At 73.8% G+C, this 24,543-nt stretch carries 22 protein-coding genes; 6 read left to right on the forward strand and 16 right to left on the reverse strand.

Annotated features, from left to right (window positions below; translation table 11 throughout):
* Positions 1-303: 303 nt before the first annotated feature.
* The 5 genes from ACGFI9_RS05365 to ACGFI9_RS05385 are packed head-to-tail and all read left to right on the forward strand — an operon-like array spanning position 304 to position 5,297.
* Positions 304-1,143, forward strand: coding sequence for a hypothetical protein (locus tag ACGFI9_RS05365; RefSeq protein ID WP_393175250.1), 840 nt, complete (start codon positions 304-306; stop codon positions 1,141-1,143).
* A complete protein-coding gene (locus ACGFI9_RS05370) occupies positions 1,140-1,721 on the forward strand; it encodes a DUF4129 domain-containing protein (RefSeq protein ID WP_393175252.1) in 582 nt (193 codons plus the stop codon). The genes ACGFI9_RS05365 and ACGFI9_RS05370 overlap by 4 nt, the downstream gene beginning before the upstream one ends.
* Entirely contained in the window at positions 1,718-3,010 is a 1,293-nt protein-coding gene (locus ACGFI9_RS05375) for a DUF4350 domain-containing protein (RefSeq protein ID WP_393175254.1), read from the forward strand. Before ACGFI9_RS05370 ends, ACGFI9_RS05375 begins: the two co-directional genes overlap by 4 nt.
* Positions 3,007-3,990: an AAA family ATPase gene (locus ACGFI9_RS05380; RefSeq protein ID WP_393175256.1), complete on the forward strand. Its 984-nt coding sequence runs from the start codon at positions 3,007-3,009 to the stop codon at positions 3,988-3,990. Before ACGFI9_RS05375 ends, ACGFI9_RS05380 begins: the two co-directional genes overlap by 4 nt.
* Positions 3,987-5,297, forward strand: coding sequence for a DUF58 domain-containing protein (locus ACGFI9_RS05385; protein WP_393175258.1), 1,311 nt, complete (start codon positions 3,987-3,989; stop codon positions 5,295-5,297). Before ACGFI9_RS05380 ends, ACGFI9_RS05385 begins: the two co-directional genes overlap by 4 nt.
* Before the next feature lie 91 nt (positions 5,298-5,388).
* On the opposite strand, the gene ACGFI9_RS05390 is transcribed toward ACGFI9_RS05385, so the two are convergent.
* Positions 5,389-6,441: a stage II sporulation protein M gene (locus tag ACGFI9_RS05390; RefSeq protein ID WP_393175260.1), complete on the reverse strand. Its 1,053-nt coding sequence runs from the start codon at positions 6,439-6,441 to the stop codon at positions 5,389-5,391.
* Between the two features lie 22 nt (positions 6,442-6,463).
* On the opposite strand from ACGFI9_RS05390, the gene ACGFI9_RS05395 reads away from it, so the two are divergent.
* Positions 6,464-7,447, forward strand: a complete 984-nt coding sequence (locus ACGFI9_RS05395; protein ID WP_393175262.1) for an RDD family protein — start codon at positions 6,464-6,466, stop codon at positions 7,445-7,447.
* Positions 7,448-7,503: 56 nt separating this feature from the next.
* On the opposite strand, the gene efeB is transcribed toward ACGFI9_RS05395, so the two are convergent.
* The 15 genes from efeB to ACGFI9_RS05470 form a co-directional block, all read right to left on the reverse strand.
* On the reverse strand, positions 7,504-8,802 hold the full coding sequence (gene efeB / locus ACGFI9_RS05400) for an iron uptake transporter deferrochelatase/peroxidase subunit (protein ID WP_393175264.1): 1,299 nt from the start codon (positions 8,800-8,802) through the stop codon (positions 7,504-7,506).
* Between the two features lie 24 nt (positions 8,803-8,826).
* The gene (efeO, locus tag ACGFI9_RS05405) at positions 8,827-9,963 is read right to left on the reverse strand and encodes an iron uptake system protein EfeO (RefSeq protein ID WP_393175266.1); all 1,137 of its coding nucleotides are present in this window, start codon (positions 9,961-9,963) and stop codon (positions 8,827-8,829) included.
* Positions 9,964-9,993: 30 nt separating this feature from the next.
* Entirely contained in the window at positions 9,994-10,914 is a 921-nt protein-coding gene (gene efeU, locus ACGFI9_RS05410) for an iron uptake transporter permease EfeU (RefSeq protein ID WP_393175268.1), read from the reverse strand.
* A 294-nt stretch (positions 10,915-11,208) separates the two neighbouring features.
* Complete coding sequence (gene ahcY / locus ACGFI9_RS05415; protein WP_393175270.1) at positions 11,209-12,708, reverse strand: adenosylhomocysteinase; 1,500 nt, start codon at positions 12,706-12,708, stop codon at positions 11,209-11,211.
* Between the two features lie 305 nt (positions 12,709-13,013).
* Entirely contained in the window at positions 13,014-14,165 is a 1,152-nt protein-coding gene (manA, locus tag ACGFI9_RS05420; RefSeq protein ID WP_393175272.1) for a mannose-6-phosphate isomerase, class I, read from the reverse strand.
* 1 nt (position 14,166) lies between these two features.
* Positions 14,167-15,174: a cation diffusion facilitator family transporter gene (locus ACGFI9_RS05425; protein ID WP_393175274.1), complete on the reverse strand. Its 1,008-nt coding sequence runs from the start codon at positions 15,172-15,174 to the stop codon at positions 14,167-14,169.
* A 22-nt stretch (positions 15,175-15,196) separates the two neighbouring features.
* Positions 15,197-16,393, reverse strand: coding sequence for an SIS domain-containing protein (locus ACGFI9_RS05430; protein ID WP_393175276.1), 1,197 nt, complete (start codon positions 16,391-16,393; stop codon positions 15,197-15,199).
* Positions 16,390-16,602, reverse strand: coding sequence for a Trm112 family protein (locus ACGFI9_RS05435; protein WP_393175278.1), 213 nt, complete (start codon positions 16,600-16,602; stop codon positions 16,390-16,392). Before ACGFI9_RS05435 ends, ACGFI9_RS05430 begins: the two co-directional genes overlap by 4 nt.
* Before the next feature lie 180 nt (positions 16,603-16,782).
* Positions 16,783-17,778 carry a hypothetical protein gene (locus tag ACGFI9_RS05440; protein WP_393175280.1) on the reverse strand — a complete coding sequence of 332 codons (996 nt, stop codon included), beginning with the start codon at positions 17,776-17,778 and terminating at the stop codon, positions 16,783-16,785.
* Between the two features lie 217 nt (positions 17,779-17,995).
* Entirely contained in the window at positions 17,996-18,658 is a 663-nt protein-coding gene (gene nfi, locus ACGFI9_RS05445) for a deoxyribonuclease V (protein WP_393175282.1), read from the reverse strand.
* Between the two features lie 80 nt (positions 18,659-18,738).
* Positions 18,739-18,915, reverse strand: a complete 177-nt coding sequence (locus tag ACGFI9_RS05450) for a hypothetical protein (protein ID WP_393175284.1) — start codon at positions 18,913-18,915, stop codon at positions 18,739-18,741.
* Positions 18,916-18,999: 84 nt separating this feature from the next.
* Positions 19,000-19,431, reverse strand: coding sequence for a hypothetical protein (locus ACGFI9_RS05455; protein ID WP_393175286.1), 432 nt, complete (start codon positions 19,429-19,431; stop codon positions 19,000-19,002).
* 5 nt (positions 19,432-19,436) lie between these two features.
* Positions 19,437-23,732, reverse strand: coding sequence for a toxin glutamine deamidase domain-containing protein (locus ACGFI9_RS05460; protein WP_393175288.1), 4,296 nt, complete (start codon positions 23,730-23,732; stop codon positions 19,437-19,439).
* Positions 23,733-23,750: 18 nt separating this feature from the next.
* Positions 23,751-24,107, reverse strand: coding sequence for a hypothetical protein (locus tag ACGFI9_RS05465; RefSeq protein ID WP_393175290.1), 357 nt, complete (start codon positions 24,105-24,107; stop codon positions 23,751-23,753).
* A 5-nt stretch (positions 24,108-24,112) separates the two neighbouring features.
* On the reverse strand, positions 24,113-24,526 hold the full coding sequence (locus ACGFI9_RS05470) for a YbaB/EbfC family nucleoid-associated protein (protein WP_393175292.1): 414 nt from the start codon (positions 24,524-24,526) through the stop codon (positions 24,113-24,115).
* Positions 24,527-24,543: the final 17 nt, after the last annotated feature.

The following is a 24,543-nucleotide window of genomic DNA, read 5'->3' on the forward strand; positions in this document are numbered from 1 at the left end:
GAGCGTAGACAACTCTGATGATCGATTCCCGTGCCTGCTCGCTACATCGGAGTACCCGCCTGTCCGTATCTTGGATGCCTACTGCCGGTCGCTCTTATCGTTCCATCCCCGTTCGTTTCGGAGGGTTCGGCGTCATCACGGCACCGTACTGCGGTGGGCGGTCCCGCACCACAGCTGCCGGCCCGGACACCCGGCGTGGCGCGCCCTGGGCCTGCGGGTCAGCCGGAACCGGACCGGCCGTGCAACCATGATCCCCCGGGCGTGCCCCTGCCCGCCACCACCGAACGTCCGCCAGGAGTACGCGTGTCCGACGTCGGCCCGACCGCCGTGCTCCCGCGCCGCCCCCTGACGGTGGGCGAGCTGCTCGACTCGGCGGTCCTGCTGCTGCGCGGCCAGGCCCGGCTGCTGGTCCCGCTCGGCGTGCTGCTGGCCCTCGGTGAGCAGCTGCTGCTCCACCCGCTGCGCGAGCTGGCGGCCGCCCGGCCGCCCGAGTGGTGGTTCCACGCCGACCGGTTCGGCTGGTACTGGCTGCTGCTCGCGGTCGGGGCCGGGACCGAGGCGGTGATCATCGCGCTGCTGGGCAACCCGGCCGCCCGGGGCGCCGGGGCGGCGCTGCTGGGCCGCCGGGCCGGCGTCCGCGAGCTGCTCCGCGACGCCCGCTGGCCGGCCACCCTGCTGTTCGCGGCAGTGGTCGGGCTCACCGTCTGCCTGGCCGGGCTGGCCGGTCCGGCCTGGTTCGTCGCGTACGGGCTGCTGGGGGCGGTGGTGCCGGCGCTGGCGGTGGACCGGGTGCCCGCGTACCGGGTGCCGGGGCGGGCACTGCGGCTGGCGGTCCGGGCCGGCGGGCGGGCCGCCGGCATCCGGCTCCTCGGCTACCTGGGCTGGTGGCTGACCCGGCTCGGCATCGGCCTCGGCCTCTGGTACGGCCTCGGGCTGCTCGGCCTCTTCGACCTCGACGCGTGGGCACTGCCGGTCGCCACCGTCGCCTGGGCCGGCGTGAACGCGGTCGCCTACCCGGCGCTGGCCTGCCTCGACGCGGTGCTGCACCTGGAGACCCGGATGCGCACCGAGGGGCTGGACATCCGGCTCTCCCGCGCCCCGGCCGGCACCCCGGAGCCCGTCCTGCTGGCGGTGCGGCGGTGAGCCGGTGGTGGACCGAGGCGGTGGCCGCCCTGGGGGACCTCGTACCGCTGCCGCTGGTCGCCCTGCTCCTGCTGCTCGCCACGCTGCTGATCGGGCTGGCCTGGTACTTCTTCCCGGCCTGGGTGCCCCGCCGACTCCCCCGGCTGCCCCGGCTGCGCCGGCCGAAGCTGCCTCGGCCGCGCCGGCGCCGCCCGAAGGCACGCCCGGCGGAGGAGCCGCCCCCGGTGCCCGCGCCCCGGGCCCCGGAGCCGGTGGCGGCCGGCCACGCCAGCCTCGCCGACCGGCTCGCCGCCGAGGGCCGGTACGCCGAGGCGGTCCGGGAACGGCTCCGCGACATGGTCCGCGAGCTGGTGGAACGGCGGGTGGTGGAGCCGCGCGCCGGGATGACCGTCACCGAGCTGGCCACGGCCGCGGCGCAGGTCCGGCCCGGGACCCGCCCCACCCTGCACGCCGCCGGGGCGATCTTCTCCGACCTCTGGTACGCCCAGCGCCCCGCCACCCCCGCGCACGACCGCCGGATGCGCGACCTCGCCACCGACCTGCACCGCGAACTGGCCGGGGAGGGGGAACACCGGTGACCGCCACGCTGGACCCGACCCGCCCGGCCGCCCCGCCCCGACGCCGGCACCGGCTGCTGATCCCGCTCGGGCTGGCCGTGCTGCTGATCGTGGTCACCCTGGTGTTCCACGCCGTGGACCAGCCCGACCCGGACGAGCGGGGATTCCTGTCCCCGGTCGCCACCGGCCCGGACGGGGGCAGCCGGCTGGCCGAGGCGCTGCGCGGGCAGGGCGTGACCGTACGCCGGGAGACGGACACGCTGCGCGCGCTGCTGGCCACCGAGCCGGGGCGGGCCACCCTCTTCGTACCGGCCCCGGAACTGGTGCACCCGGCCACCCTCGAGGCCCTGACCCTGTTGCCGTCCGGCAGCCGGCTGGTGCTGGTCGACCCGCCCCGCCGGGTCCTGGCGGCCATGGGCGTCCCGCTCGTCCCGACCGGGAGCCGGTGGGCCGCCCGGGTCACCACCCCGGACGCCGACGGCCACCCCTGTCCGCTGGCGGAGGCCACCCGCGCCGGCCGTGCCGCCGCCGACCACCAGCGCTACGCCGCGCGGGCCGGCGGGACGGCCCGCCGCTGCTACGCCGGCGGCCTGGTCCAGGTGCCGTGGAGCACCGAGGTGGTGGTGATCGGGGCCAGCGACCCGTTCCGCAACGACCGGATCGACGAGTGGGGCAACCGCGCCCTCGCCACCGGCCTGCTCGGCGGCCCCCGCCCGCTGGTCTGGCTCGACCTGCCCGGCCCCGCCCCGGCGCCAGAGGGTCCGAGCTGGTCGCCGACCCCGGGCGACGGCCCCGCCGGCGGCGGCGACGGATCCGGCGACGGCGGGCGCGCCGACGACCGGGCCGGCGCGCCGCCGCCGTGGGACAACCCGCTCTGGGACGCCTTCCCGGCCTGGTTCTGGGCGCTGCTGGTCCAACTCGCGCTGGCCGGCCTGCTGGTGGTGCTCTGGCGGGCCCGCCGGCTCGGCCCGCCCGTACCGGAGCCGCTGCCGGTGACCGTCCGCTCCGCCGAGACGGTGCTCGGTCGGGCCCGGCTCTACCGGCGGGCGGGCGCGCGGGGACCGGCCGCCGACACCCTTCGTGCCGCAGCGCTGGCCCGCCTGCTGCCCCGGCTCAACCTGCCGCCCGACACCCCGCCCGCCGACGTCGCCGCCCGGGTCGCCGCCCACACCGGCCGCGACCCGGAGCAGGTGGCGCGGCTGCTGCACGGCGACGAGCCGACCACCGACCAGGAACTGCTGGCGCTGGCCCGCGACCTGGACGCCCTGACCCGTACCGTCGTCCACCCGACCGAAGGAGACCCCCGGTGACCGGACCCGTCATCGCGCCGGCCGTCGCGCAGCCCGACGCCCGTGCCGCCCTGCACCGGCTGCGGGCCGAGGTGGCCAAGGCCGTCGTCGGGCAGGACGCCGTGGTCACCGGCCTGGTGCTCGCCCTGCTCTGCCGGGGCCACGTGCTGCTGGAGGGCGTACCGGGGGTGGCCAAGACCCTGCTGATCCGGACCGTGGCCACCGCGCTCGACCTGGAGTCCAAGCGGGTGCAGTTCACCCCCGACCTGATGCCCGGTGACGTCACCGGCTCGCTGATCTTCGACCCGCACACCGCCGCGTTCACCTTCCGGGAGGGACCGGTCTTCACCAACCTGCTCCTCGCCGACGAGATCAACCGCACCCCGCCGAAGACCCAGTCGGCGCTGCTGGAGGTGATGGAGGAGCGGCAGGTCTCCGTCGAGGGCGAGCGCCGCCCGCTGCCCGAGCCGTTCATCGTCGCCGCCACCCAGAACCCCATCGAGTACGAGGGCACCTACCCGCTGCCCGAGGCGCAGCTCGACCGGTTCCTGCTCAAGCTGACCGTGCCGCTGCCCAGCCGGGACGAGGAACTCGGCGTGCTCCGCGCCCACCACGCCGGCTTCGACCCGCGTGACCTGCGCGCGGTCGGCGTACGCCCGGTGGCCACCGCGGCCGACCTGGCCGCCGCCCGGGAGGCGGTCCGCGGGGTGTACGTGGCCGAGCCGGTCCTCGGCTACATCGTGGACCTGTGCCGGGCCACCCGGGCCGCCCCCGCGCTGGAGCTGGGCGCCTCGCCCCGGGGCGCCACCGCGCTGCTCGCCACCGCCAAGGCGTGGTCCTGGCTGGCCGGACGCGACCACGTCACCCCGGACGACGTGAAGGCGGTCGCCCGGCCCACCCTGCGGCACCGGCTGCGGCTGCGCCCAGAGGTGGAACTGGAGGGGGTGACCGTCGACGCGGTGCTGGACGCGGTGCTGGCCACCGTGCCGACGCCCCGATGACCTGGCGGGCGGCGCTGCTGCTGGGCGCCGGGGCGGCCACCCTGCCGGTCTGGCCGGCGCCGTTCCTCGGCGTCGTCGTGATGACCGCTGCGGTGCTGCTGCTCGTCGCGCTCGACTGGGCCCTCGCGGCGCCGCTGCACGCGCTCACCGCCACCCGCACCGGCGACCGGGCGGTCCGGTTGGGCGGCACCGCCACCGTCACCCTGCACCTGGCCAACGCCTCCGGCCGTACGCTGCGCGCCCAGGTGCGCGACGCGTGGGTGCCCTCGGCCGGCGCCCAGCCCGACGTACCGCCCGGCACGATGCTCACCGTCGACCCGGGCGGCGTCGCCACGCTGCCGGTCCGGCTCAGCCCGGCGCGGCGCGGCGACCGGCCGGCGGGGGTGCTGACCGTACGCTCCCACGGGCCGCTGCGGCTGGCCTTCCGGCAGCGCGCCGGGCGACCGGCGACGCCACCGTGGACGCTGCGCGTGCTGCCCCGCTTCGACTCCCGGCGGCACCTGCCGGAGAAGCTGGCCCGGCTGCGGGTCATCGACGGCGTGCAGGTCACCCGGGGGCGCGGCCACGGCACGGAGTTCGACACGCTACGCGAGTACGTGGTCGGCGACGACGTCCGGTCGATCGACTGGCGGGCCAGCGCCCGCCGCTCCGACGTGCTGGTGCGTACCTGGCGGCCGGAGCGGGACCGGCGGCTGGTCTGCGTGCTGGACACCGGGCGCACCTCGGCGGTCCGGGTCGGCGACGAGCCCCGGCTGGACACCGCGATCGACGCGGCGCTGCTGCTCACCGCGCTGGCCGCCCGGGCGGGCGACCGGGTCGACCTGTTCGCCGCGGACGCCGTGCTGCGGGCCACGGTGACCGGCAGCGGCCGGCCGGCGCTGCTCGCCCGGCTGGTGGACGCGGTCGCCCCGCTCCAACCGGCCCTGGTGGAGACCGACTTCGAACTGGTCGCCGGGGAGGTGCTGCGCCGGGAACGGCGGCGCAGCCTGGTGGTGCTCTTCACCGCGCTGGAGGCGGGCGCGCTCGGCGAGGGGCTGCTGCCGGTGCTGCCCCGGCTGGCCGCCCGGCACCGGGTGGTGATCGCCGCGACCCACGACCCGGTGCTGACCGGGCTCACCGTCGCGCCGCCGACCGCTCCGGACGACGCGTACGCCGCCGCGGCGGCCTGGCGGGCGCTCGCGGAACGGGACCGCGTCCGGGCCGCCCTGTCCCGGCACGGGGTGACCGTGGTGGACGCCCCCGCCGACCGCCTCGCCCCGACGATCGCCGACACCTACCTCCGCCTCAAATCCCTCGGCCAACTCTGACCCGCCACCCGCGCCCGCGCCCGCGCCCGCGCCCGCGCCCAGCGTCCGCACTGTTTCACGGAAACAGTGGCTAACCAGAGGGAAATGGCCACTATTTCCGTGAATCAGCTGCCATTGGAGAGGCGGCCACGGGAGAGGCGGCCTCCGGAGAGGCAGCCATGGGAGAGGCGGCCACGGGAGGCGCGGCCGTGGGGGTGGGGGGCGCGGGTCGGGTGGCGTGGCGGCCGAGGAGGAGGGCGTACGCGAGGAAGGCGAGCCAGACCGTGGCGCCCACGGCCACGCGGACGGCGACCGGCAGTGGCGCCGGAGTCACGAACGCCTCCAGCAGCGCGGAGACCGCGAAGAGCCCGACCAGGCCGGCGGCCACCACGATCGCGGAACGTCCCGCCTCGGCGACCGCCCGACCCCTGCTGAGGTGGGCGGGCGGCGCTATCCACGCCCACGCGGTACGCAGCCCGACCCCCGCCGCGACGAAGATCCCGGTGAGTTCCAGCAGCCCGTGCGGGGTGATCAGGCCGAAGAAGACATCCGCCCGGCCGTACGAGATCATCACCCCGCCGACCACGCCGATGTTCAGCGCGTTCTGCCAGAGCAGGTAGAACACCGGGACCACCAGCACCCCGGAGGCGAGGCACTGCGCGGCGAGCCAGGCGTTGTGCGTCCAGAGGTGGAACGCGAAGGTCGGCGCGGCGAACTCGGTGTAGTAGCCGGCGAAGCCGGAGTTCACGAGGTCCTTGGCGGCGTCCTCGCCGATGAACGCCCCGGCGGTCTCCGGGTGACCGGCGACGAACCAGATGAGGAAGCCGCTGAGCGCGCTGAACCCGGTGGCGACCCCGCACCACCAGGGCCAGGCCCGGTAGAGGGCGGCCGGCAGGTCGGCCAGGAGGAAGCGGCGGACCGCGGCCCAGGACGGCCGGGGCCGGCCGGTGATCCGGGCCCGCGCGGCCAGCACCAGGTGCGACAGGCGGCTGACCAGCGCCGGGTCGGGCGCGCGGCTGCGCAGCGCGGAGAGGTGGGTGGCGGTGCGCTGGTAGAGCATCACCAGCTCGTCGACCTCGGCCGCGTCCAGCTTGCGCCGGCCGGTCAGGTGTTCCAGCCGCCGCCACTCGGCGCCGTGCTCCGCCACGTACGCGTCGAGATCCACCCTGCACCCCCGTTCGGCGCTAATGGTGTTCACTGTCGGGGTGCGCGCGCAACCTCCCCCACCGGTCGGTTGGGCCGACGCCGGTCTGGTCAGCGGCGAGGCGGTCGCGCTGGACGTGCGGGCGGCCCGGCTCGGCTCCCGGGTGCTCGCCCTGCTGATCGACCTGCTGGCCCAGCTGGTGGCGGCGCTGCTGCTCTTCTCCGGCCTGTCGCTGCTGGTGCTGTCCCTACCGGGGGTGGACGAGGCACTGATGGGAGCGCTGGGCACCCTGGTGGTGATCCTGGTGCTGGTCGGTTACCCGGTGCTGATGGAGCGGTTCGTCCGCGGGCGGACGCTGGGCAAGCTCGCCGTGGGGCTGCGGGTGGTCCGCGCCGACGGCGGACCGGTCGGCGTCGGCCAGTCGCTGACCCGGGCCCTGGTGGGGGTGGCCGTGGAGTGGCCGGGGCTGGTGCTGCCGCTGCTGAGCTGGGCGGCGAGCGTGACGGTGATGCTGAGCGACCCGCGCGGACGCCGGCTGGGCGATCTGGTGGCCGGCACCCTCGTGGTGCACACCCGCGGCGCCGGGGTGTGGCGTCCGCTGCCGTCGCCGGTACCGCCGCTGCTCGCCTGGGCGGCGACGCTGGACCTGACCCGGGTGGACGACGGGCTGGCGCTGGCCGTCCGGCAGTACCTGGGCCGGGTGCACCAGCTCGCCGAGCCGGACCGCACGCTGCTGGGGCGGGGGCTCTGGGCCGAGGTGTCGGCGCGCGTCTCGCCGCCGCCGCCGTGGGCCGCCCCCGAGCCGGCGTATCTGGCCGCGGTGCTGGCCGAGCGGTACCGCCGGGCCGCGTACCGGCTGGGACGTACCCGGGCGGCCACCGCCACGCTCTGGCCGGAGCTGGCGCCCGCGCCGGTCGCGGCCCCGATGCCGGTCGCCGCACCGGCCGCGACCACGTTGCGGCCCGCCGTTCCCACCCAGCCCCATCCGGTACGCGGGCAGTCCGCCCCGCTCGACGCCGAGCGCTGACGCGTTCGCGAACAGCCCGGCCCGACGAGATCGCGCTGGCCGGCGAGGCCCGCCGGTCAGGAGAAGAGCGCGCGGCCCCACCAGTCGGCGGCGTCGCGGACGCCCGGCGGGCAGGCGAAGAGCGCGCTGGAGATGTGCCGCAGGTACTCGTTCATCGCGTCGTTGCGGGCGAGCCGGGTCTGGATCGGCACGAACTGCCGGCGCGGGTCCCGCTGGTACGCGATGAAGAACAGCCCGGCGTCGAGCCGGCCCAGCCCGTCGGAGCCGTCCACGAAGTTGTAGCCGCGGCGCAGCAGGTGGGCCCCGTTGTTCTGGTCGGGGTGGGCGAGCCGCACGTGCGCGGTCTCGGCGATCACCGGCGTGCCGCCGTCACCCTTGGCGGCGAAGTCGGGCTCGTCGAACTCGGCACCCTTGCCGAGCGGCGCGCCGCGACCCTTGTTCCGGCCGACGATCTGCTCCTGCTCGGCCAGCGGGGTGCGGTCCCAGGTCTCGATCAGCATCCGGATCTTGCGGCTGACCAGGTACGACCCGCCGGCCATCCAGTCCGGCCCGTCGCCGGGCTGGACCCAGAGCTGCTCGCGGAGCAGGTTGGCGTCCTCGGCCTTGAGGTTGCGGGTGCCGTCCTTGAAGCCGAACAGGTTGCGCGGGGTGGCCTGGTCCCGCGACGTCGACGAGGTACGCCCGAAGCCGAGCTGCGACCAGCGGACGCTGACCACACCCATGCCGATCCGGGCCAGGTTGCGGATCGCGTGCACCGCCACCTGCGGGTCGTTGGCGCAGGCCTGGACGCAGATGTCGCCGCCGGAGATCTCCGGCTGGAGCGCGTCCCCGGCGAAGTGCGGCAGGTCGGCCAGTGCGGCCGGGCGCTTGTCGGCGATGCCGAACCGGTCCCGGCCCTGCGGGTCGCGGAACAGCGTCGGGCCGAAGCCGACGGTGAGCGTGAGCTGCGACGGGGGCAGGCCGAGCGCCTCGCCGGTGTCGTCCGGCGGGGCCTCCGGCACGCCGTTGACCGCACCGATCAGGCCGGCGTCCTTCCCGGCGGTCATCCGGGCCGCGGCGGCGGTCCACTCCTGGAGCAGCGCGACCAGCTTCGCCCGGTCCTTGGTGATCACGTCGAACGCGACGAAGTGCAGCCGGTCCTGGGCCGGGGTGGTGATGCCGGCCTGGTGCTCGCCGTGGAACGGCACCGCCCCGGCGGCCGCGTCGTTCGCGGCGGCGGGGTCACCGCCGCCGACCAGCGCGGTGGCGCCGGCCGCGACGCCGGCCACGCCGGCGACACCGACCCCGGCCAGTGTGATGGCCCGCCGCCGGGACATCGTGGTCCCGGGGGTGGCCGCCGTGCTCTGCTCGCTCATCGCGTCATCTCCTCCACCCGGCCGTCAGCGGGCGACGGCCGCGGCAACCTTGCTGATCGGTTCGGCGAGGGCGTTGATGCTGTCCGACAGCTCCTTCAGCTCGGCCTTGCTGAGCTGGGTGTGCAGCTTCCAGCCGTCGCCGGCGCGGTGCTTGCCCAGGGCGGCCTCGACGTTGGCGAACTCGGTGTCGAGCTGCTTGACCAGCTCGGGCGCGCGCTGCTCCAGCGCCGGACGCAGCGCGGCGATGGCCGCCTTCGAGCCCTCCACGTTGGCGCTGAAGTCCCAGAGGTCGGTGTGCGAGTACCGGTCCTCCTCGCCGGTGATCTTGCCGCTGGCCACCTCGTCGAGGAGCTCCTTGGCACCGTTGGCGAGCTGGAGCGGGTTGAGCTTCTCGGCGTTCGCCCTGGCCACGATCTCCTTGACGTCGGCGAGCAGTTGGTCGGCGATCGCGCCGTCCTTGCTGACGTCGCCGGTCGTCCAGAGGTCCTTCTCGATCCGGTGGAAGCCGGTGAACTGCATCCCCTCCTCGATGACCTCCTCCCGGCCGTCGATCTTGGGGTCGAGGTCACCGAAGATCTCCGCGACCGGCTCGATCCGCTCCCAGTAGGTGCGGGCCACCGGGTAGAGCGCCTTGGCCTTGGCCACGTCGTTGGCCTTGACCGCGGCGACGAACTCCTCGGTCTTGGTGAGCAGGGCGTCGGTCTGGCTCTTGACGTACCGCTGGTAGCTGGCGGTGGCCTCGCTCAGCGCGGCGTCCGGCGCCACGCTCGCGGCGGTGCCGTTGACCTTCAGCGCGCTCCGGATGCCCCGGCCGCTCATGCCCGGCTTGCAGGCCGTCTCGTACGTCCCAGCGGGCAGTTCGACGTGCAGCTCGCGGCTCAGGCCGGGGGCGATGTTCTCCACCTCGCCCATCACCCGGTCACCGGCGGCGAAGACGTAGAACTCGTTGACCTTGGAGCCGGAGTTGGTCACTTTGAAGGTCACCTGGCCGGCCGGGACCTCGGTCGTGCCGACCTCGCAGGCGCTGTCGGTGGCCTTGACCACGATCGGCCCGCCGGCCTTGGCATCCTGCTTGTCGTCGCCGCCTCCGCACCCGGCCAGGCCGGCGACGACGACGAGCATCCCGGCGGCGGCGGGCACGACGAATCGAGTGGTACGCATCGGTACGGTTTCTCCTCGGGAAACGGGCGGTCAGGCGCGCTGCGGCGTGGTGGCCGGGGCCTCGGTGGCGGCCGGCTCGGCGGGCTTCGAGACCTCGGCGGAGGTGTCGGCGGTGGCGGCCGGCTTGGCGGGGGCGGCGGGCTTGGCCGGCTTGCGCAGGAAGAGCACCAGCACCGGCACCGCGTACGCCACCCAGGCCACCACCTCCAGCACGCTCGGCGTGGCGGTGATGTTGAACATGCCGCTGAGCAGGGCCGAGTACCAGGCGCTCGGGTCGAGCACCGACGAGATGTCGAAGGCGTGGTTGTTCAGGCCGGGCAGCACGCCGGCCTCCTGGAAGTCGTGCACGCCGTACTTGAAGATGCCGGCGGCGACCAGGATCAGCAGCGCGCCGGTCCAGGTGAAGAACTTGCTCAGGTTGAGCTTCAGGGCGCTGCGGTAGAGCAGGAAGCCGATCACCACGGCGGTGGCGATGCCGCCGACCAGTGCGAGGATCGCGTTGCGGCCGGCGCCGCCGGCCGTGCTCTGTGCGGCGGAGTAGAAGATCAGCGCGGTCTCCAGGCCCTCCCGGATCACCGCGAGGAAGGCCATGCCGGTCACCGCGAACGCGCCGACGGCCAGCGCCTCGGACAGCTTGCCCCGCAGCTCACCGGCGATGCTCCGGGCGGCCTTGCGCATCCAGAAGATCATCCAGGTGACGAAGACGACGGCGGCCACCGAGGTGACGGCGTCGAAGAGCTCGCGCGACTCCGAGGTCTGCAGCAGCGAGGTCGAGGTGTACTCGATGAGCCAGCCGAAGAGCACCGAGAGGGCCACGGCCGCGCCGACGCCGAGCCACACGTGCGGCAGCCGGTTGCGTCGGTTCGACTTGACCAGGAACGCGACCAGGATGCTGACCACCAGGGTCGCCTCCAGGCCCTCCCGCAGGCCGATCAGGTACGTGGCGAACATCGGTACTCCGTCATTGGTTAGGCACGCCTCAGTTAACTTAGGGCAGCCATACCTTCCTACTGATCCGGGCCGCCGTCAAGTCGTTCAAGGCAACGTCACCCGGATCGTCGGCAGCCGGACACCCGCTGGTCAGCCCAGCTTTCCGCGCCGGTGGCGAGGGTCACCAGGGCCATCCGGCCCCCATCTGCCCAGCGGCAGCCGGCGCGGCGCGCCGGGGTCGGCGGAGGGCCCGCGTACGCGAAAGGGACCGGGACGGCCGCGCGGCGGCCGACCCCGGTCCCCTCCGGGCGTGACTCAGTACCGGTAGTGCTCCGGCTTGAACGGACCCTCCTGCGGCACGCCGAGGTACGCGGCCTGCTCCTTGCTCAGGGTGGTCAGCTTCGCGCCGAGCGCGTCCAGGTGCAGCCGGGCGACCTTCTCGTCCAGGTGCTTCGGGAGCACGTAGACACCGACCGGGTATTCATCCGTCTTGGTGAAGAGCTCGATCTGCGCGATGGTCTGGTTGGCGAACGAGTTCGACATCACGAAGCTCGGGTGGCCGGTGGCGTTGCCCAGGTTCAGCAGGCGGCCCTCGGAGAGCACGATGATGGCGTGGCCGTCGGCGAAGCGCCACACGTCCACCTGCGGCTTGATGTTCTCCCGGGTGACGTCCGAGCGCTTCGCCAGGCCGGCCATGTCGATCTCGTTGTCGAAGTGGCCGATGTTGCCGACGATGGCCTGGTGCTTCATCCGGGCCATGTGCTCGTTGGTGATGACGTTGAAGCAGCCGGTGGCGGTGATGAAGATGTCGGCCTGCTCGACCACGTCGTCCAGGGTGGCGACCTGGTAGCCGTCCATCGCCGCCTGGAGCGCGCAGATCGGGTCGACCTCGGTCACCACGACCCGGGCGCCCTGGCCGCGCAGCGACTCGGCGCAGCCCTTGCCCACGTCGCCGTAGCCGAGGACGACGGCCATCTTGCCGCCGATCAGCACGTCGGTGGCGCGGTTGATGCCGTCGATGAGCGAGTGCCGGCAGCCGTACTTGTTGTCGAACTTGCTCTTGGTCACCGAGTCGTTGACGTTGATGGCCGGGAAGAGCAGGGTGCCGGCGCGGTGCATCTCGTAGAGCCGGTGCACGCCGGTGGTGGTCTCCTCGGTCACGCCCTTGATGCCGGCGGCGATCCGGGTCCAGCGCTGGCCGTCCTCGGCGAGCGAGCGGTGCAGGAGCTTGAGGATGACCGCGTACTCCTCGGAGTCCGCGGACTCGACCGGCGGGACCACCCCGGCCTTCTCGAACTCGACACCCTTGTGGACGAGCAGGGTGGCGTCACCGCCGTCGTCGAGGATCATGTTCGGGCCCTGCCCGTCCGGCCAGGTGAGCACCTGCTCGGTGCACCACCAGTACTCCTCCAGGCTCTCGCCCTTCCAGGCGTAGACCGGGACGCCGGCCGGGGCCTCGGGGGTGCCGTTCGGGCCGACCACGATCGCGGCGGCGGCGTGGTCCTGGGTGGAGAAGATGTTGCAGGACGCCCAGCGGACCTGCGCGCCCAGCGCGACCAGGGTCTCGATCAGGACGGCGGTCTGGATGGTCATGTGCAGCGAACCGGTGATGCGGGCGCCGGCGAGCGGCTGGGCGTCGGCGAACTCACGCCGGATGGCCATCAGGCCGGGCATCTCGTGCTCGGCGAGCTGGATCTCCTTGCGCCCGAACGCGGCGAGCGACAGATCCGCCACCTTGTAGTCGCCCTCGGCGAGGGTGCTCGGCCGGGCCTCGGACGACGCGCCGCGGGGGGCCGCCGGGAGGGTGCTGGTCATGGAAGCTCCTGTCGAACGATGTGGTGCGCAGCCTTCCACCTTACGCTCGCGACCCGGTCGGGCCGTGCCCGGTCGGCGGACGGCGGACGGCCCCGGACGGCGGACAGCGCACGGGGCGGTCGGTGGTGAACGGACTTTCCGCCCACGACCCGGCCGCCCCGTGCATCCCCCCGGTTTGGTTCCCCGCGCGTCACCGGACCTTTCGTCGCGACAACGCTGCGTACCCATAGAGTCACATTGTGCGACGGGCGCGTCAAGCTATTTCGGGAAAGTCGGACTTGCCAGCGCCGGTGGGTTCGCGCCCGTCAGCGCAGCCCGCAGGTGGCGACGTACGCCTCGCCCTCACCGCCGATGACCAGCGGGCCGCCGGCCGCGGTGCCCACCGCCGCCTGGCCCGGCCCCAGGGTGACCGTGCCCACCCCGTCGTCCACCGCGAGCTTGCCGGCCCGGCAGAGCACCACCCGCGGGCCGGGCAACGCCAGCCGCACCCCCGCGTCGCCGGCCGCCACCTCGACCCGGTGCAGGGCGAAGTCCTCCACCGGCACCGGCCAGGTCACCACGCCCGGCGCCACCGGAACCGGGGCCACCACCGGCTCGTCGAGCACCTCGAACCGCAGCACCCGCAGCAGCTCGTCCACGTCGACCCGCTTCGGCGTGAGGCCGCCGCGCAGCACGTTGTCGCTGGCCGCCATGATCTCCACACCGGTGCCACGCAGGTAGGCGTGCAGGTTGCCGGCCGGCATCCAGATCGCCTCGCCCGGCGCCAGCCGGACGTGGTGCAGCAGCAGCGCCACCAGCACCCCCGGGTCGGCCGGGTAGTCGACCGCCAGGGCCCGCGCCAGCACCGCGTCCGGGCCGGCGACCTCCGCCGTCAGCACGCTCGCCACCAGCCCGGCACGCTCCGCCTCGGGCCAGCTCAGCAGCCGGCGTACGGCCTCCCGCAGCCCCGCCGGCCCGGTGCGCAACGCCGCCACCACCGGCTCCAGCGCGGGTACGCCGAACGCCGCCAGCGCCGCCGCCGACTCCGCCGGGTCGCGGAACCCGCAGAGCGCCTCGAACTCGCTGAGCGCGACGAGCAGCTCCGGCTTGTGGTACGGGTCGACGTAGTTGACCCGGCCCGGATCGGCCGCGTGCCCCGCCCGGGCCTGGTCGGCGTCCGGGTGGGCCTGCAGGCTGAGCGGGGCGTCCGCGGCCAGCACCTTGAGCAGGAACGGCAGCCGGGTGCCGAACCGGCCGACCAGCCGCTCGCCCAGCCAGTGCCCCGGCTCGGCGAGCAGCAGGTCGGTCAGGTTCACCGGGCTGCCGTCCCGGTCCACCGTGGCCGGCGCGCCCGGATGGGCGCCCAGCCACAGCTCGGCCTCCGGCCCGTCGCTCGGCACCGGACGCCCCTGCAACTCGGCGATCGCCGTGCGGGAGCCCCAGGCGTAGTCCCGGATCCGGCCCTGCAACAGCTCCACGTCAGCTCCCGGGCCGCCCGGGGAGCTGGCCCGGCTCGGTCTGCGACTCGGGGACGGCGGTGTGGGACGCGCTCCCGGTGCCCGCCCGGTCCGCGGCGGCGCTGTAGACGTCCGGCTCCAGGTAGATGACCCGGGCGATCGGTACCGCGGAACGGATCCGCACCTCGACCGCGTTGATCCCCCGGGCCAACTGCTCGACGGTGTCGCACGGCCGCGCCGCGATCTTCGCGGCGACCATCAGCTCCTCCGGCCCCAGGTAGAGCGTCTTCATGTGGATGATCCGCTCGACCTCGGGGCCGTCGATGATCGCCTTCTCGATCGCCGCGACGTCGTGCACCTCGGCGCCCTCACCGAGCAGCAGGCTCTTGGTCTCGACGGCGAGGATGATCGCGATGGTGACCAGCAGTAGGCCGATCATCGCCGTGCCGGCCGCGTCCCACTTGCCGTTGCCCGTGGCCAGCGTCATGGTCACGCCGAAGAGCGCGAAGACCAGGCCGACCAGCGCGCCGAGGTCCTCGAGCAGCACCACCGGCAGCTCCGGGGCCTTGGCCCGGCGGACGAAGCGCACCCAGGACTGCTTGCCCCGGGTGTGGTTGGACTCCTTGATCGCGGTACGGAACGAGAAGGACTCCATCGCGATCGCGATCACCAGGACCGCCACCGGAACCCAGTGCCAGCTCTTGATGGCGTGTGGGTCGGCCCACTTGTGGTACGCCTCGTACAGCGCGAACAGGCCACCGACGCTGAACAGCACGATGGCGACGATGAACGCGTAGACGTAGCGCTCCCGGCCGTAGCCGAACGGGTGCTGCGGGGTGGCCGCCCGCTTGGCGCGCCGGCCGCCGAGCAGCAGCAGGCCCTGGTTGCCGGAGTCGGCGACCGAGTGGATCGACTCGGCCAGCATCGACGAGGAGCCGGTCAGCAGGAACGCGATGAACTTGGTGACGGCGATGCCGACGTTCGCCGCCAGGGCGGCGATGATCGCCCTCGTCCCACCGTTGGCGCTCACGCCGCCGCCTCGCTTCGCTCGCTCACTGGTTGGCCAGCTCCTTCATCTCCGTGATGGCCGGGACGGCCATCGGGTCCAGCCCGTGCGCCAGGGCGAGGTAGACCGACGCGAAGTCGGGCACCGCCATCAGCGAGGCGAGCCGCTCCAGCGCGGACCCGCCCTCGGCGGTCACCACGTCGCAGCGCACCCCGCGCCGCTCGGCGAGGGTCTGCACGGCGTCGGCCCGGCGCTCCTCCACCGCGAGGGGCTCGTCGGTGTCGTCCTCCGCGTTGAGCCCGCCGTCCCGCAGCAGCACCAGCCGCAGCCGGGTGGTGTCGCCGCCCGCCTCGTCCGGGTCGGCGAAGATGTCCCGCTCCCCCTCGGCGAGGCCGCCGAACACGCCGTCGAGCAGGCCGACCCGGCCCCGACCCGCCTCGCCCAGCGCCCCGGTGACCACCGGGTAGCGGGCGTTGGCGGAGAGCGTGTCGCCGAACCGGCGGGCGGCCACCGTGGCCAGCGGGGACGAGCCCCAGACGATCGGGATCGAGCCGGCCAGGCCCAGCGCGAGGGACTTCGCCGGGTTGACGAAGGACTCGGCGGTGGGGCGGCACCGGTCGGCGTCCGCGTCCAGCCGGGCCGCCGTCTCGGCCAGGTCCGCCTCATTGACCTTCACCAGCCCGAGCGTACGGGCGGCCAGCAGGACCGGCACGGTGAGCGCCCAAAGGCTGGCCCGGGCCGGGGCCCGCCGGGGCACCGGGATGAAGGGCGCCCGGGCCCGCTCGGCCACCGACTGGAGCTGCGAGTCCGGGGCGCCGACCGCGACCAGGCGGGCGCCCCGCCGGTGCGCGGCCTCGGCGGCGCCCAGCGCCTCGGGGCTGCGCCCGGAGGCGCTCACCGCGATGACCACGTCCGCCGCGCCCACCCAGCCCGGCACGCCGGCGCTGCGGTGCGGGATCACCGGCACCGGGCAGCGCGGCCCGGCCACCGTGGCCAGCACGTCACCGGTACGCCCGGCGGTGCCGATGCCGGCGATGACGACCGCCCGGGGGCGGCCCTCGTCGGCCAGCACGGTCAGGTTCGCCTCGGCGGCCAGCGCCGCCGACTCGCGCACCTGGGCGCCTGCGGAGGCGGTGAACCGGAGCATGCCGCCCGGATCCTGCTCGGCCAGCAGATCGGGGTTGTCCAGCAGCGACTCGTCGGCGTGCCGGTGCCCGCTGACCCCGGCCGTACCCTCCATCACGGCTGCGTCGCGGAGCCGCCGCGGGCGTCCTCCGCCGCGGGCCCGCCGCGCGCCTCGTCCAGCAGCAGCACCGGTACGTCGTCCCGCACCTCGAAGATCCGGCCGCACTCGGTGCAGGTCAGCGTCTGCGCCCGGGCGTCGTAGTCGAGCGGGGCGTGGTGTGTGTCCGGGCAGGCGAGGATCTCGAGCAACTGCGGGTCCAGGGCCACAGCGCGGCTCCTTCCACGTATGCGGTCTCACCGGTCGGCGGTGCCACCCGGCGCAGGCGATCTTATCGGCGAACCGGCACCGGCACCGTGGTCGGCACCAACGGCACCGGCCAGCGGCGCGGAGACGGGTCGTCGCCACACTCCGTCACCGTAACGCCCCCCGAGCGGCGGGACGCGGGCTCAGCGGGGCGGGCGGGGTAGCACGCTGGTGGCATCCGGGCCGGCGGCGGGCGGCTCGCCACCCGGCCGGTCGGTCGTGGCGGCCGGCCCGCCGTACACGTTGCCGGCCGGCCGGGGCGGCACGGACCCGCCGTAGACGGTCGGGGTGGGCGGCTGCTGCCCGTACACCTGTCCGGCGCCGGAGCGGTACGTGGTGCCGCCGGCGCTGCGCGGCAGCGGCATCTGCGGGTAGCCCGCCTGCTCGTCCACCTTCTCCGCGCGGTTGCGCCGGACCAGCAGCGCGATCAGGGCGGCGCCGACGAGCACCAGCAGAATGCCGAACCACATGATGGGGGAACCTCCGGAGGAACTGTCGGCCGCGGCGGAGCTGGCCCCGGCGGCCGGGTCGAGCGCGGCGGCCACGGCCGAGCTGGTGTCGTCGGCGCCCGGCGGGGTCGCCTCGGCGCTCGGGGTCGGGGAAGGCTTCCGGGTCGGCGTCAGCGAGGGCGACGCGGCCTTCGCCCCACCCACCACCCGCGCCGCGGTGGCGGCCCGCCCGATCAGCCGGCCGACGGCGGTGGTCGCCTCGCCGACCACGGTCAGCCGACCGCCGGGCGCGCCGGCCAGGAAGGCGACCCGGTAGCGGACCGTCCTGCTCTTGCCCTCGCAGAGGGTCGGGTCGGCCGGCGAGGTACGGGCCGTGGCGACCGCGCCGGAGCCACCCGAGAGCGGCACCGGCCACCACCGGCCGTCACTGTTCACCTGCACCTGGACCTGCTCGGGCCGGACGCCGTCCAGCCGCAACCCCAGCCCGGTGCGGAGCATGACGCAGCCGTCGGTGCGCTTGCGCACCTCGACCGCTACGGTGCCCGGAGACCCGCCGACCGTGAAGCTGCTCGCCGCGCGCACCTCCACCCGGTCGCCGTCGGCCAGCGCCGGGGACGCCCCGACGGCCAGCAGGCCGCCCAGCATCGCGCCGACCGTGGCCACCCGCGTCGCGTGCCGCCTCACCGACATCCCCACCTCACCGAATCCACCCCTGCCGGGTCCGCCGGTAGGGTACTACCGGGCCGGAGTGACCCCCGCCCATTGAGCGCTCCGCATGTGTGCCGCGACACCCCGGAGCACCCCGTCCATCATCGAGACGGCTCCCGATGCCCGCATGATCACCTTCCCCTGGCGGTCCGGCGGTCCGGCGGTCTTCCTCGGGCGGTCGCGTTCCGCGCGGCGGGAGTCAGGCCGGGGCGGCGGCCAGGGCCTGGCGGCACAACCGGTCGGCGGTGCGGGTGGTCTCGGGCAGCCGGTACCGCGGCGTCAACGCCAGCACCCGGTCCACGGCGTTGTCCAGGCCCATCCGGTGACCGACGCTGACGAACACCGGCTTGACCCCGTCCCGGGTACGCAGCACCCGGCCGACCACCTCACCACCGTCCCGCAGCGCACTCCAGTCGCCGCGCAGCGGACCCGGCTCCACCCACTCGCCGACCAGTGGCGTCTTCCCCACCCCGAGCGCGGGCAGGCCGGTGACCAGGCCGAGATGGCAGGCCAACCCGAACCGGCGCGGGTGCGCCAGCCCGTGCCCGTCGCAGACCAGCAGCTCGGGCCGGACGGTCAGCCGGTCCAGGGCGTCCAGCAGCGCCGGCAGCTCGCGGAACGCGAACAGCCCCGGCACGTACCCGAAGGCGGGGCGGCCCACGCTCACCGCCTCGTCGACCACGGCCAGGGTGGCGGCGTCGAGCACCGTGACGGCCGCCGCGAGCCGGTCACCGCTCTCCGCGTACGCCACGTCGAGGCCGGCCACCGTCGCGGGCGCGGTCGGACCCGGCCCGACCAGATCCACCCGCGACCGCAACTCCTCCTGTACGCGCAGCGCCTCCGCGACGTCGGCCGGCGGCACGTACGGAACCCGCCCGGGCGTGGCCGCCCGGGCCGGCTGCTTCCCGCGCCCCTGGGCTCCCTCGGTCGGGTTGCCGGGCGTCACCGCCGGCCCGGCCGCCGGCCGGCCCGGCCGACGGCGACCCCGAAAGCCACCCCGAGGCCGATGCCCAGCGCGATACCGGCGACCCCACCGATGGTGAGCCATCCGATCACCAGCCCGAGCAGAACCCCCACCACCCAGAAGGAGACCTGCTGCCGATTCGGCGAACCTGTCATCCGCTCACCGTAGCCAGCGACGGTCAGCTCACGGCTGTGCTCCCGCGCCCGACTCGGTCGCGGCGCATTTCGGGTGGCCTGCGGTCAGGAGGTGGCGGAGGCGATGGTCGGGTCGGCGCCGGGGTCGCCGGCCTGCTGCAACTGCTCCTCGAACATCACGAACGTCCTCCGCCGGATGCCCGCGATCAGCGCCTGCTCCTTAGGTGTGGGGTAACGGCGCTCCGTCCGAATGGTGTCCTGAAGCGCCTCCACGGTCTTATAGAGAACGAAGACAGGCCCCTCCCCGTCCAGATGCCGGCCGCGCTCCTGCTCGGTGAGCCAGATGAAATCCTCCCGAGAGATCTCGTAGATCTCCTCTCCACCGCCGGCGAAGAGGGCTTTGTCGATAAGGTTGTTGGCCGGCTCCCAGCCGCCGGTGTCATCGGACAGACGCCATCCGGCAACACCGCCGTCAGGTGTCTCGACAAGCTTGACCGAAGAGCCGTAGTACTCGAAGAACCTGGGCAGTCTTCTCATACCCGTCACTCCTGCCACCGCTTCGACATCCTTTCGAGTCCCTCGTCAAGCGCTCTCTGGTAGGCGTCCTGCGCCCGCCGGAGCAGGCCGTCCCGGATCGCCTTCTCCACCTTCGTCAGAGGCTGTCCATCGGACTCTGACAGAGTCTCTAGATCCCGCCGGACCTCGTACAGGGCATGCTCCCACCTCGCCACGCGCTCCACCGAACGGAGCTGCAGCCGCAGTTCTGCAACATGCCCGTTCGGCATGTCCAAGTTGACCAACACGTCGCGATACCCACTGCTCTGCGGCGATCGGAACCGATCCTTGATGCTGAGTACTCGCACCGTCGGATCACCGGCCAACTGACTCAGCGCTCGATAGAGGTCGTCGAGATGGTCGAATTCCACTTTCGCGCCAGCCATATCCTTCAACTGAGACGCGTCGTTGCGATACTCGATCAGCTTGTCCATCACCCGCTCGCGCTTCTTCGGCTCGGTTCGCCAGCCCGGGTATCCGCAATCACCCGCGACCTGGGTCGCAAGGTGGTTCAGCTGCAACTGTGCTTCAGCCGCATCGGCGTAGAGCTTCTCAAGGTAGGCCAGCCGGTAGCCTTCGTCATCCTTGCGAGCCTGGTCGAAGCCGAGTTGCAGGGGTCGCTGCCTACGGCTGCGCAAGGCAGCGCTTATTGCCTGTTGTTCGGAGGTCAGCGGCGTCGGAGCTGGCACCGGATCCTGATCGCAAGTCAACGCTTCCGGACCCAACTCGGCTATGTCCCGTAGGACGTCACCGAGAACATCGATCGCCTCCTGATCACGCGCCAACTGATGCAGCGTCACCGGTCTGGCGAGCAGTGACTTCGCCAATTCCGGGGTTGAGAGGACCATCTGGGCCAAGTCGGGATGTTGCGCCAGTCGGCGCACCAGCGCCTCCGCCAGCAGCGGTTCACCGCGTGGCGGCGCCTCCCAGGTCTGGTCGAGCATCTGCTGGACCCGCGGTTCGCCGAGCAGCCGCGCCACATCGTCGGCCGCCGCCTCGTCCAGTCCCGGCTGCAGCCGCCGCAGCGTCGGCGCGTCGACGTGTTGCGCCAACTCGACCGGCGTCACCCCGGCGGCGAAGACCTCCTCCAGGCTTCCGCTGGCGGCAACCGCGTCCCGAACGAAGAGCCCGGCGGCTATCCGCTCGGCGTGGGCGTCGAGGTGGGCCTTCCGTACCGCGTCGTTCGGATCAGCGGCGGCCACGCTGCCGGTCGGTGACGTGTCGCCGCCCCGGTGGAACGTCGTGTCCTCGCCCAGCAGGTACACGTGGTTGAAGTCCGGCGGATCGCCCTCGCCCTCGTACGGCCTCGGCGGCTCCGGCGGCTCCGGCGGCTCAGGCGGCTCAGGTCGCTCCCAGAGCGGGGGCAGCACGTTGCAGACACCCGGCGGGCGGTTGGCCAGCGGCATCGGTTGGCCGTCCGGGCCGAGCACCAGCGCGTCGATCCCGACCATGTTGTGCGGGTGGGGCACCCCGCTGTGCGTGTAGAGCGGGCGGTCCCAGACGGCGCCGTTCTGGGGGTCCACGTAGAGCACGGTGCCGTTCTGGTTCAACGCCACCCAGGCGTGTGAACCGCCGCCTTCGTAATGTGTGACGAGGAAGGCGTAGCTGCCGTGCCCACCGCCGAGCAACTGCCAGTGCAGGTCGCGGTAGCCGCGCTCGACCCGCTGCCGCGCCTCCAGGGGAGTCATCGGCTCGGGCCCGATGGACAGGTCCTGGAAGCAGCCGCCGGTGACCTGCTCCACCCGCATCGGCCCGTCCAGCTCGCCGTCGACCGGCCTGAGGACGTCCCCTTGCAGGTAGCCGTCGAAGGTACGCGGTGCGGCGACCCGGGGCCGGCCGTGCATCCAGGTTTCGTAGAGCGACAGGGTGCAGTCGAGGCAGTTGATCCCCCGCGTCGCGTCCGCCTGCGGACCACCGTCGTTGGCGAGCTGGAACCAGCCTCCGTACCGGGGATCAGCGGTACGCACCACGCTGCCGTCCGGGTTACGCGGCATCTGCCGCTCCAGGTCGGTCTGATGCAGCGCGAGCGGCGGTCGCAGGCCACCGCGTATTCCGTAGCGACGGGAGCGGTCGATCGGCGGCGGGTGTCCGTCACCGGTCAGGGCCGAGCGATCCGACGTCTCCACCGCACCGAACGCCAGCTCGGCGACGTCGTCATTGATCCGGTCGAAGTCGGACGGTAGCTCGATCCGCACCTCGTCCGGCACTACCGCACCCGCGAGCACCTGCCGGGCCAGTTCGCGCAGCTCGTAGCTTTCCTTGCTTGACTCGTACGCTTCCCGGCGATACCGCTCCGCGAGCAATTCACGGCCGGCACGCCTGCATTCCGCGGCTTGAGCGTCCCACTCGTTGGCCTGCACTTCGTGGTAGTCGGCACGCTCGTGAAGCCACTCCGCTCGCTGCTGGCGTCGGTTCTCCTCGTACCACTCCCGTTGCGACTGGAAGTAGCTCTGGTAGCGACGTCTGTCGAGGCCTTCCCGGTCGGCGGCGAGACGGGCGGCCCGCTCCTCGGGAGTGCTCCGGCGCGGCGGTAGCGGATCGAACGGCCCCGGCAGGGCCGGCGACGGTTCGTGCGCGGGACGGTGTGGTGCCGGAGCCAGCGCCTCCAACTGGGGAAATCGGGGATTCGGGGTTGGCCGGATGTCCGGGCCGGTCACCGACGGGCCCGGGGCCAGGTCGGCGGCGGGTCGCGCGTGCGGGTGAGGCGAGGGCGCGGTCAGCGGCCCGGGTTGCGGCGCCACCGGGCCGGTCGACAAGCGATCTGCGGGGGTCGGCGATGGCCCGTTGGGCTGCGGGGCGACGGGCAGGATTCCGCTCGCCACCGTCTGCGTCGCGTTCGCCTGGGCCGGAGTCGGCTGGCTCGGCGTGCCGAGGTCCGCCGTCGAGGGGGTGTGAACGGGGCCGAGTCTGGGGTCGGTGGCCACGGGATGAGTGGCCGGGACGGGCGACTCGACGGTCACCGAGGAAAGCGTGGGGCTGGCCAGCGCCTCGTCGCGAAGCCGGTGCGGGCCCAGGTCTGCGTCCGCCCGCAGCGAGGGCGGCACGAGGTCGGTCGCCGATGAATCCGGTTGGGAAGCCGGCTGTCGGTGCTCCGCCGGAACTCCCTCGGCGGGCGGGGCGTCGGCCACCGCAGCGGAATGATGAACGGGATCGACCTGTCCGGCGGTCGCCGGCTCGAGCAGGCCGGGCGCCCGCTGGGTCGGGATGGTTCCGGCCGCGTCGCTGACGTCGGGCGGTGGCAGGGTGAGGTCCACCGGCTGCGCGGCGAGACCCGCCAGCTTGCCGTCGAGGCGGTGGTGCATCGCCGCGTCGGCCTGGCCGGTGGCCGACCCACTGACCCCGGAGGCCGCGGCCCGGGCCAGGTCCTCCAGCGATACCCCCTGCCCGGTGGCCAGACCGGCGGCGCTCTCGGCCAGGGTCTCGCCGGCCATCTCCCGGCCGAGGTGCTCGCCGATCTGCGTGAAGCGTCCGTGCGCGTGCCCGCCCAGGCTGGCGAGGGGGGCCGCCGCGCCGCCGGCGAAGCCGCCGAGCCCCGACATCCCCACGTCGGTCAGATCCAGGCCGTCGCGGCGGCCGGTGGAGTTCTGGTACGCCTGCGTCGCAAGGTTGGTGCCGGCCTCCTGCCCGGCCTCGACGAGGCCGCCGACGACGGCGCGTCGGGCCAACCCGCGTGCACCGCTCTTGACGGCCTCCTTCGCGGCCCGCTCACCGGCCTCCTTCAGCCCCTCCTTGACGGCCTTGCGGGCCAACTGCGCCACCAGCCGCTTGAAGATCTGCTGTACGGCGATCCGGCTGGCCGTGGTGGCCGCACCGACGGCTGGCGAAGCCACGCCGGCGGTGACCACGGTCAGCACCGCCAACGAGAGCAGCTCGACGACCAGGATGCCCAGCTCGATCCAGGCCTCCAGCTTGGCGCCCTCGATGTCGCAGCCGCAGGACTCGACGACGCTGCCCAGCTCGCCGGTGAAGGCGAGCACGGCGTGCAGCGGAGCGTCCTCGCCGTCCGCGAGCTTGTGCCAGGCGATGTCGAAGGTCTCCGCCACCAGGCCGACACCGCCGTAGCCGCTGCGCACCTCGTCCGCTGCGGTGGTCGCGTCGTTCCGCGGAATGCCGAGCACGTCCGCCACGCCGTACCACTGGTCGGCGAGGTCCCAGACCGCCCGCTCGTTCCCGTCCGGCCATTCCACTCCGACGACCCAGTCGAGCGCCTCGTAGATCCAGCCGGGAACGTCCCAGGGGCAGTAGTCGAGCGGATGCGGGATCGGGCTGGGCAGCAGAGTCACGCGCGGATCCTCCGAAGGTCAGCGCCAGTGCCGATGCGGGTTGCGGTGCTGGTGCGGGATCTCGCCGAGCTGCTGGGCGTTGCTCTGGTCGGTCTCGACGGTGGCCACCACCGAGCGGACCACGTCGGCGCCCAGCCGTTGCAGGGAACGGCCCAGGACCTCCCATGCCTTCAGCAGCGTCTCCTCGTAGCCGCGGTACTGCTTCTCGAAGGCGACGCCGATGTCGTCGCGGCCCCATGGTCGCTGGGCACTCGCCTCGGCGATCGCGTCGCCGACCTCGCGCCGGGAAGCGGTGACCGCTTCCCCCGCCAGGCTCAGGTCGGCGCCGCCCCGGCGGGCACGGTCAGGGTCGAGCCAGATCTGCCCGTCGGCCACCGCCGTCACTCTCCACTGGACAGCACGGCGTCCGCCCTGCCGAGCAGGGCCCCGAAGTCGTTCGTACGCAGGAACTCCACCGACGGCGAGCCGGGCGGCAGGTAGCTCGCCACCAGCTCGCGGGTGGCCGCCACCGCGGCGGCGGAAGCCCGCAGGACCGTTGTGGTGATCTTCCGGCTCAGCGCCTTGGCGTCCCGGTCGTGGAAGACCGCAGCCGAGACGTCAACGCTGATCAGCTCACCCCGGGCCCCGACCACCGCGGTGACCTGCCCGTCGTCCGAGCGCTCCGTCACCCGCAGCTCCGCGAGCTTGTGCTGGAGTTCGTCCAGTCCGGAGCGAAGTCGCTGGTACTGGCCGTACACCTCGTCGAACCGCGCACGCAGCGCGCGATTGGCGTCCCGGTCCGCAGTCTCGGCCACCGCCGCCCTCCCCGTCA

Source organism: Micromonospora sp. NPDC048930, from assembly GCF_043197935.1.
In the GTDB taxonomy this organism is placed as follows: domain Bacteria; phylum Actinomycetota; class Actinomycetes; order Mycobacteriales; family Micromonosporaceae; genus Micromonospora.

Bases quoted from the DNA above. Each gene is read 5' to 3' on its own strand.
- ACGFI9_RS05385 (WP_393175258.1), top strand. From the start codon at position 3,987: ATGACCTGGCGGGCGGCGCTGCTGCTGGGCGCCGGGGCGGCCACCCTG.
- ACGFI9_RS05395 (WP_393175262.1), top strand. From the start codon at position 6,464: ATGGTGTTCACTGTCGGGGTGCGCGCGCAACCTCCCCCACCGGTCGGT.
- efeB (WP_393175264.1), bottom strand. From the start codon at position 8,802: ATGAGCGAGCAGAGCACGGCGGCCACCCCCGGGACCACGATGTCCCGG.
- efeO (WP_393175266.1), bottom strand. From the start codon at position 9,963: ATGCGTACCACTCGATTCGTCGTGCCCGCCGCCGCCGGGATGCTCGTC.
- efeU (WP_393175268.1), bottom strand. From the start codon at position 10,914: ATGTTCGCCACGTACCTGATCGGCCTGCGGGAGGGCCTGGAGGCGACC.
- ahcY (WP_393175270.1), bottom strand. From the start codon at position 12,708: ATGACCAGCACCCTCCCGGCGGCCCCCCGCGGCGCGTCGTCCGAGGCC.
- ACGFI9_RS05440 (WP_393175280.1), bottom strand. From the start codon at position 17,778: ATGTCGGTGAGGCGGCACGCGACGCGGGTGGCCACGGTCGGCGCGATG.
- ACGFI9_RS05450 (WP_393175284.1), bottom strand. From the start codon at position 18,915: ATGACAGGTTCGCCGAATCGGCAGCAGGTCTCCTTCTGGGTGGTGGGG.
- ACGFI9_RS05455 (WP_393175286.1), bottom strand. From the start codon at position 19,431: ATGAGAAGACTGCCCAGGTTCTTCGAGTACTACGGCTCTTCGGTCAAG.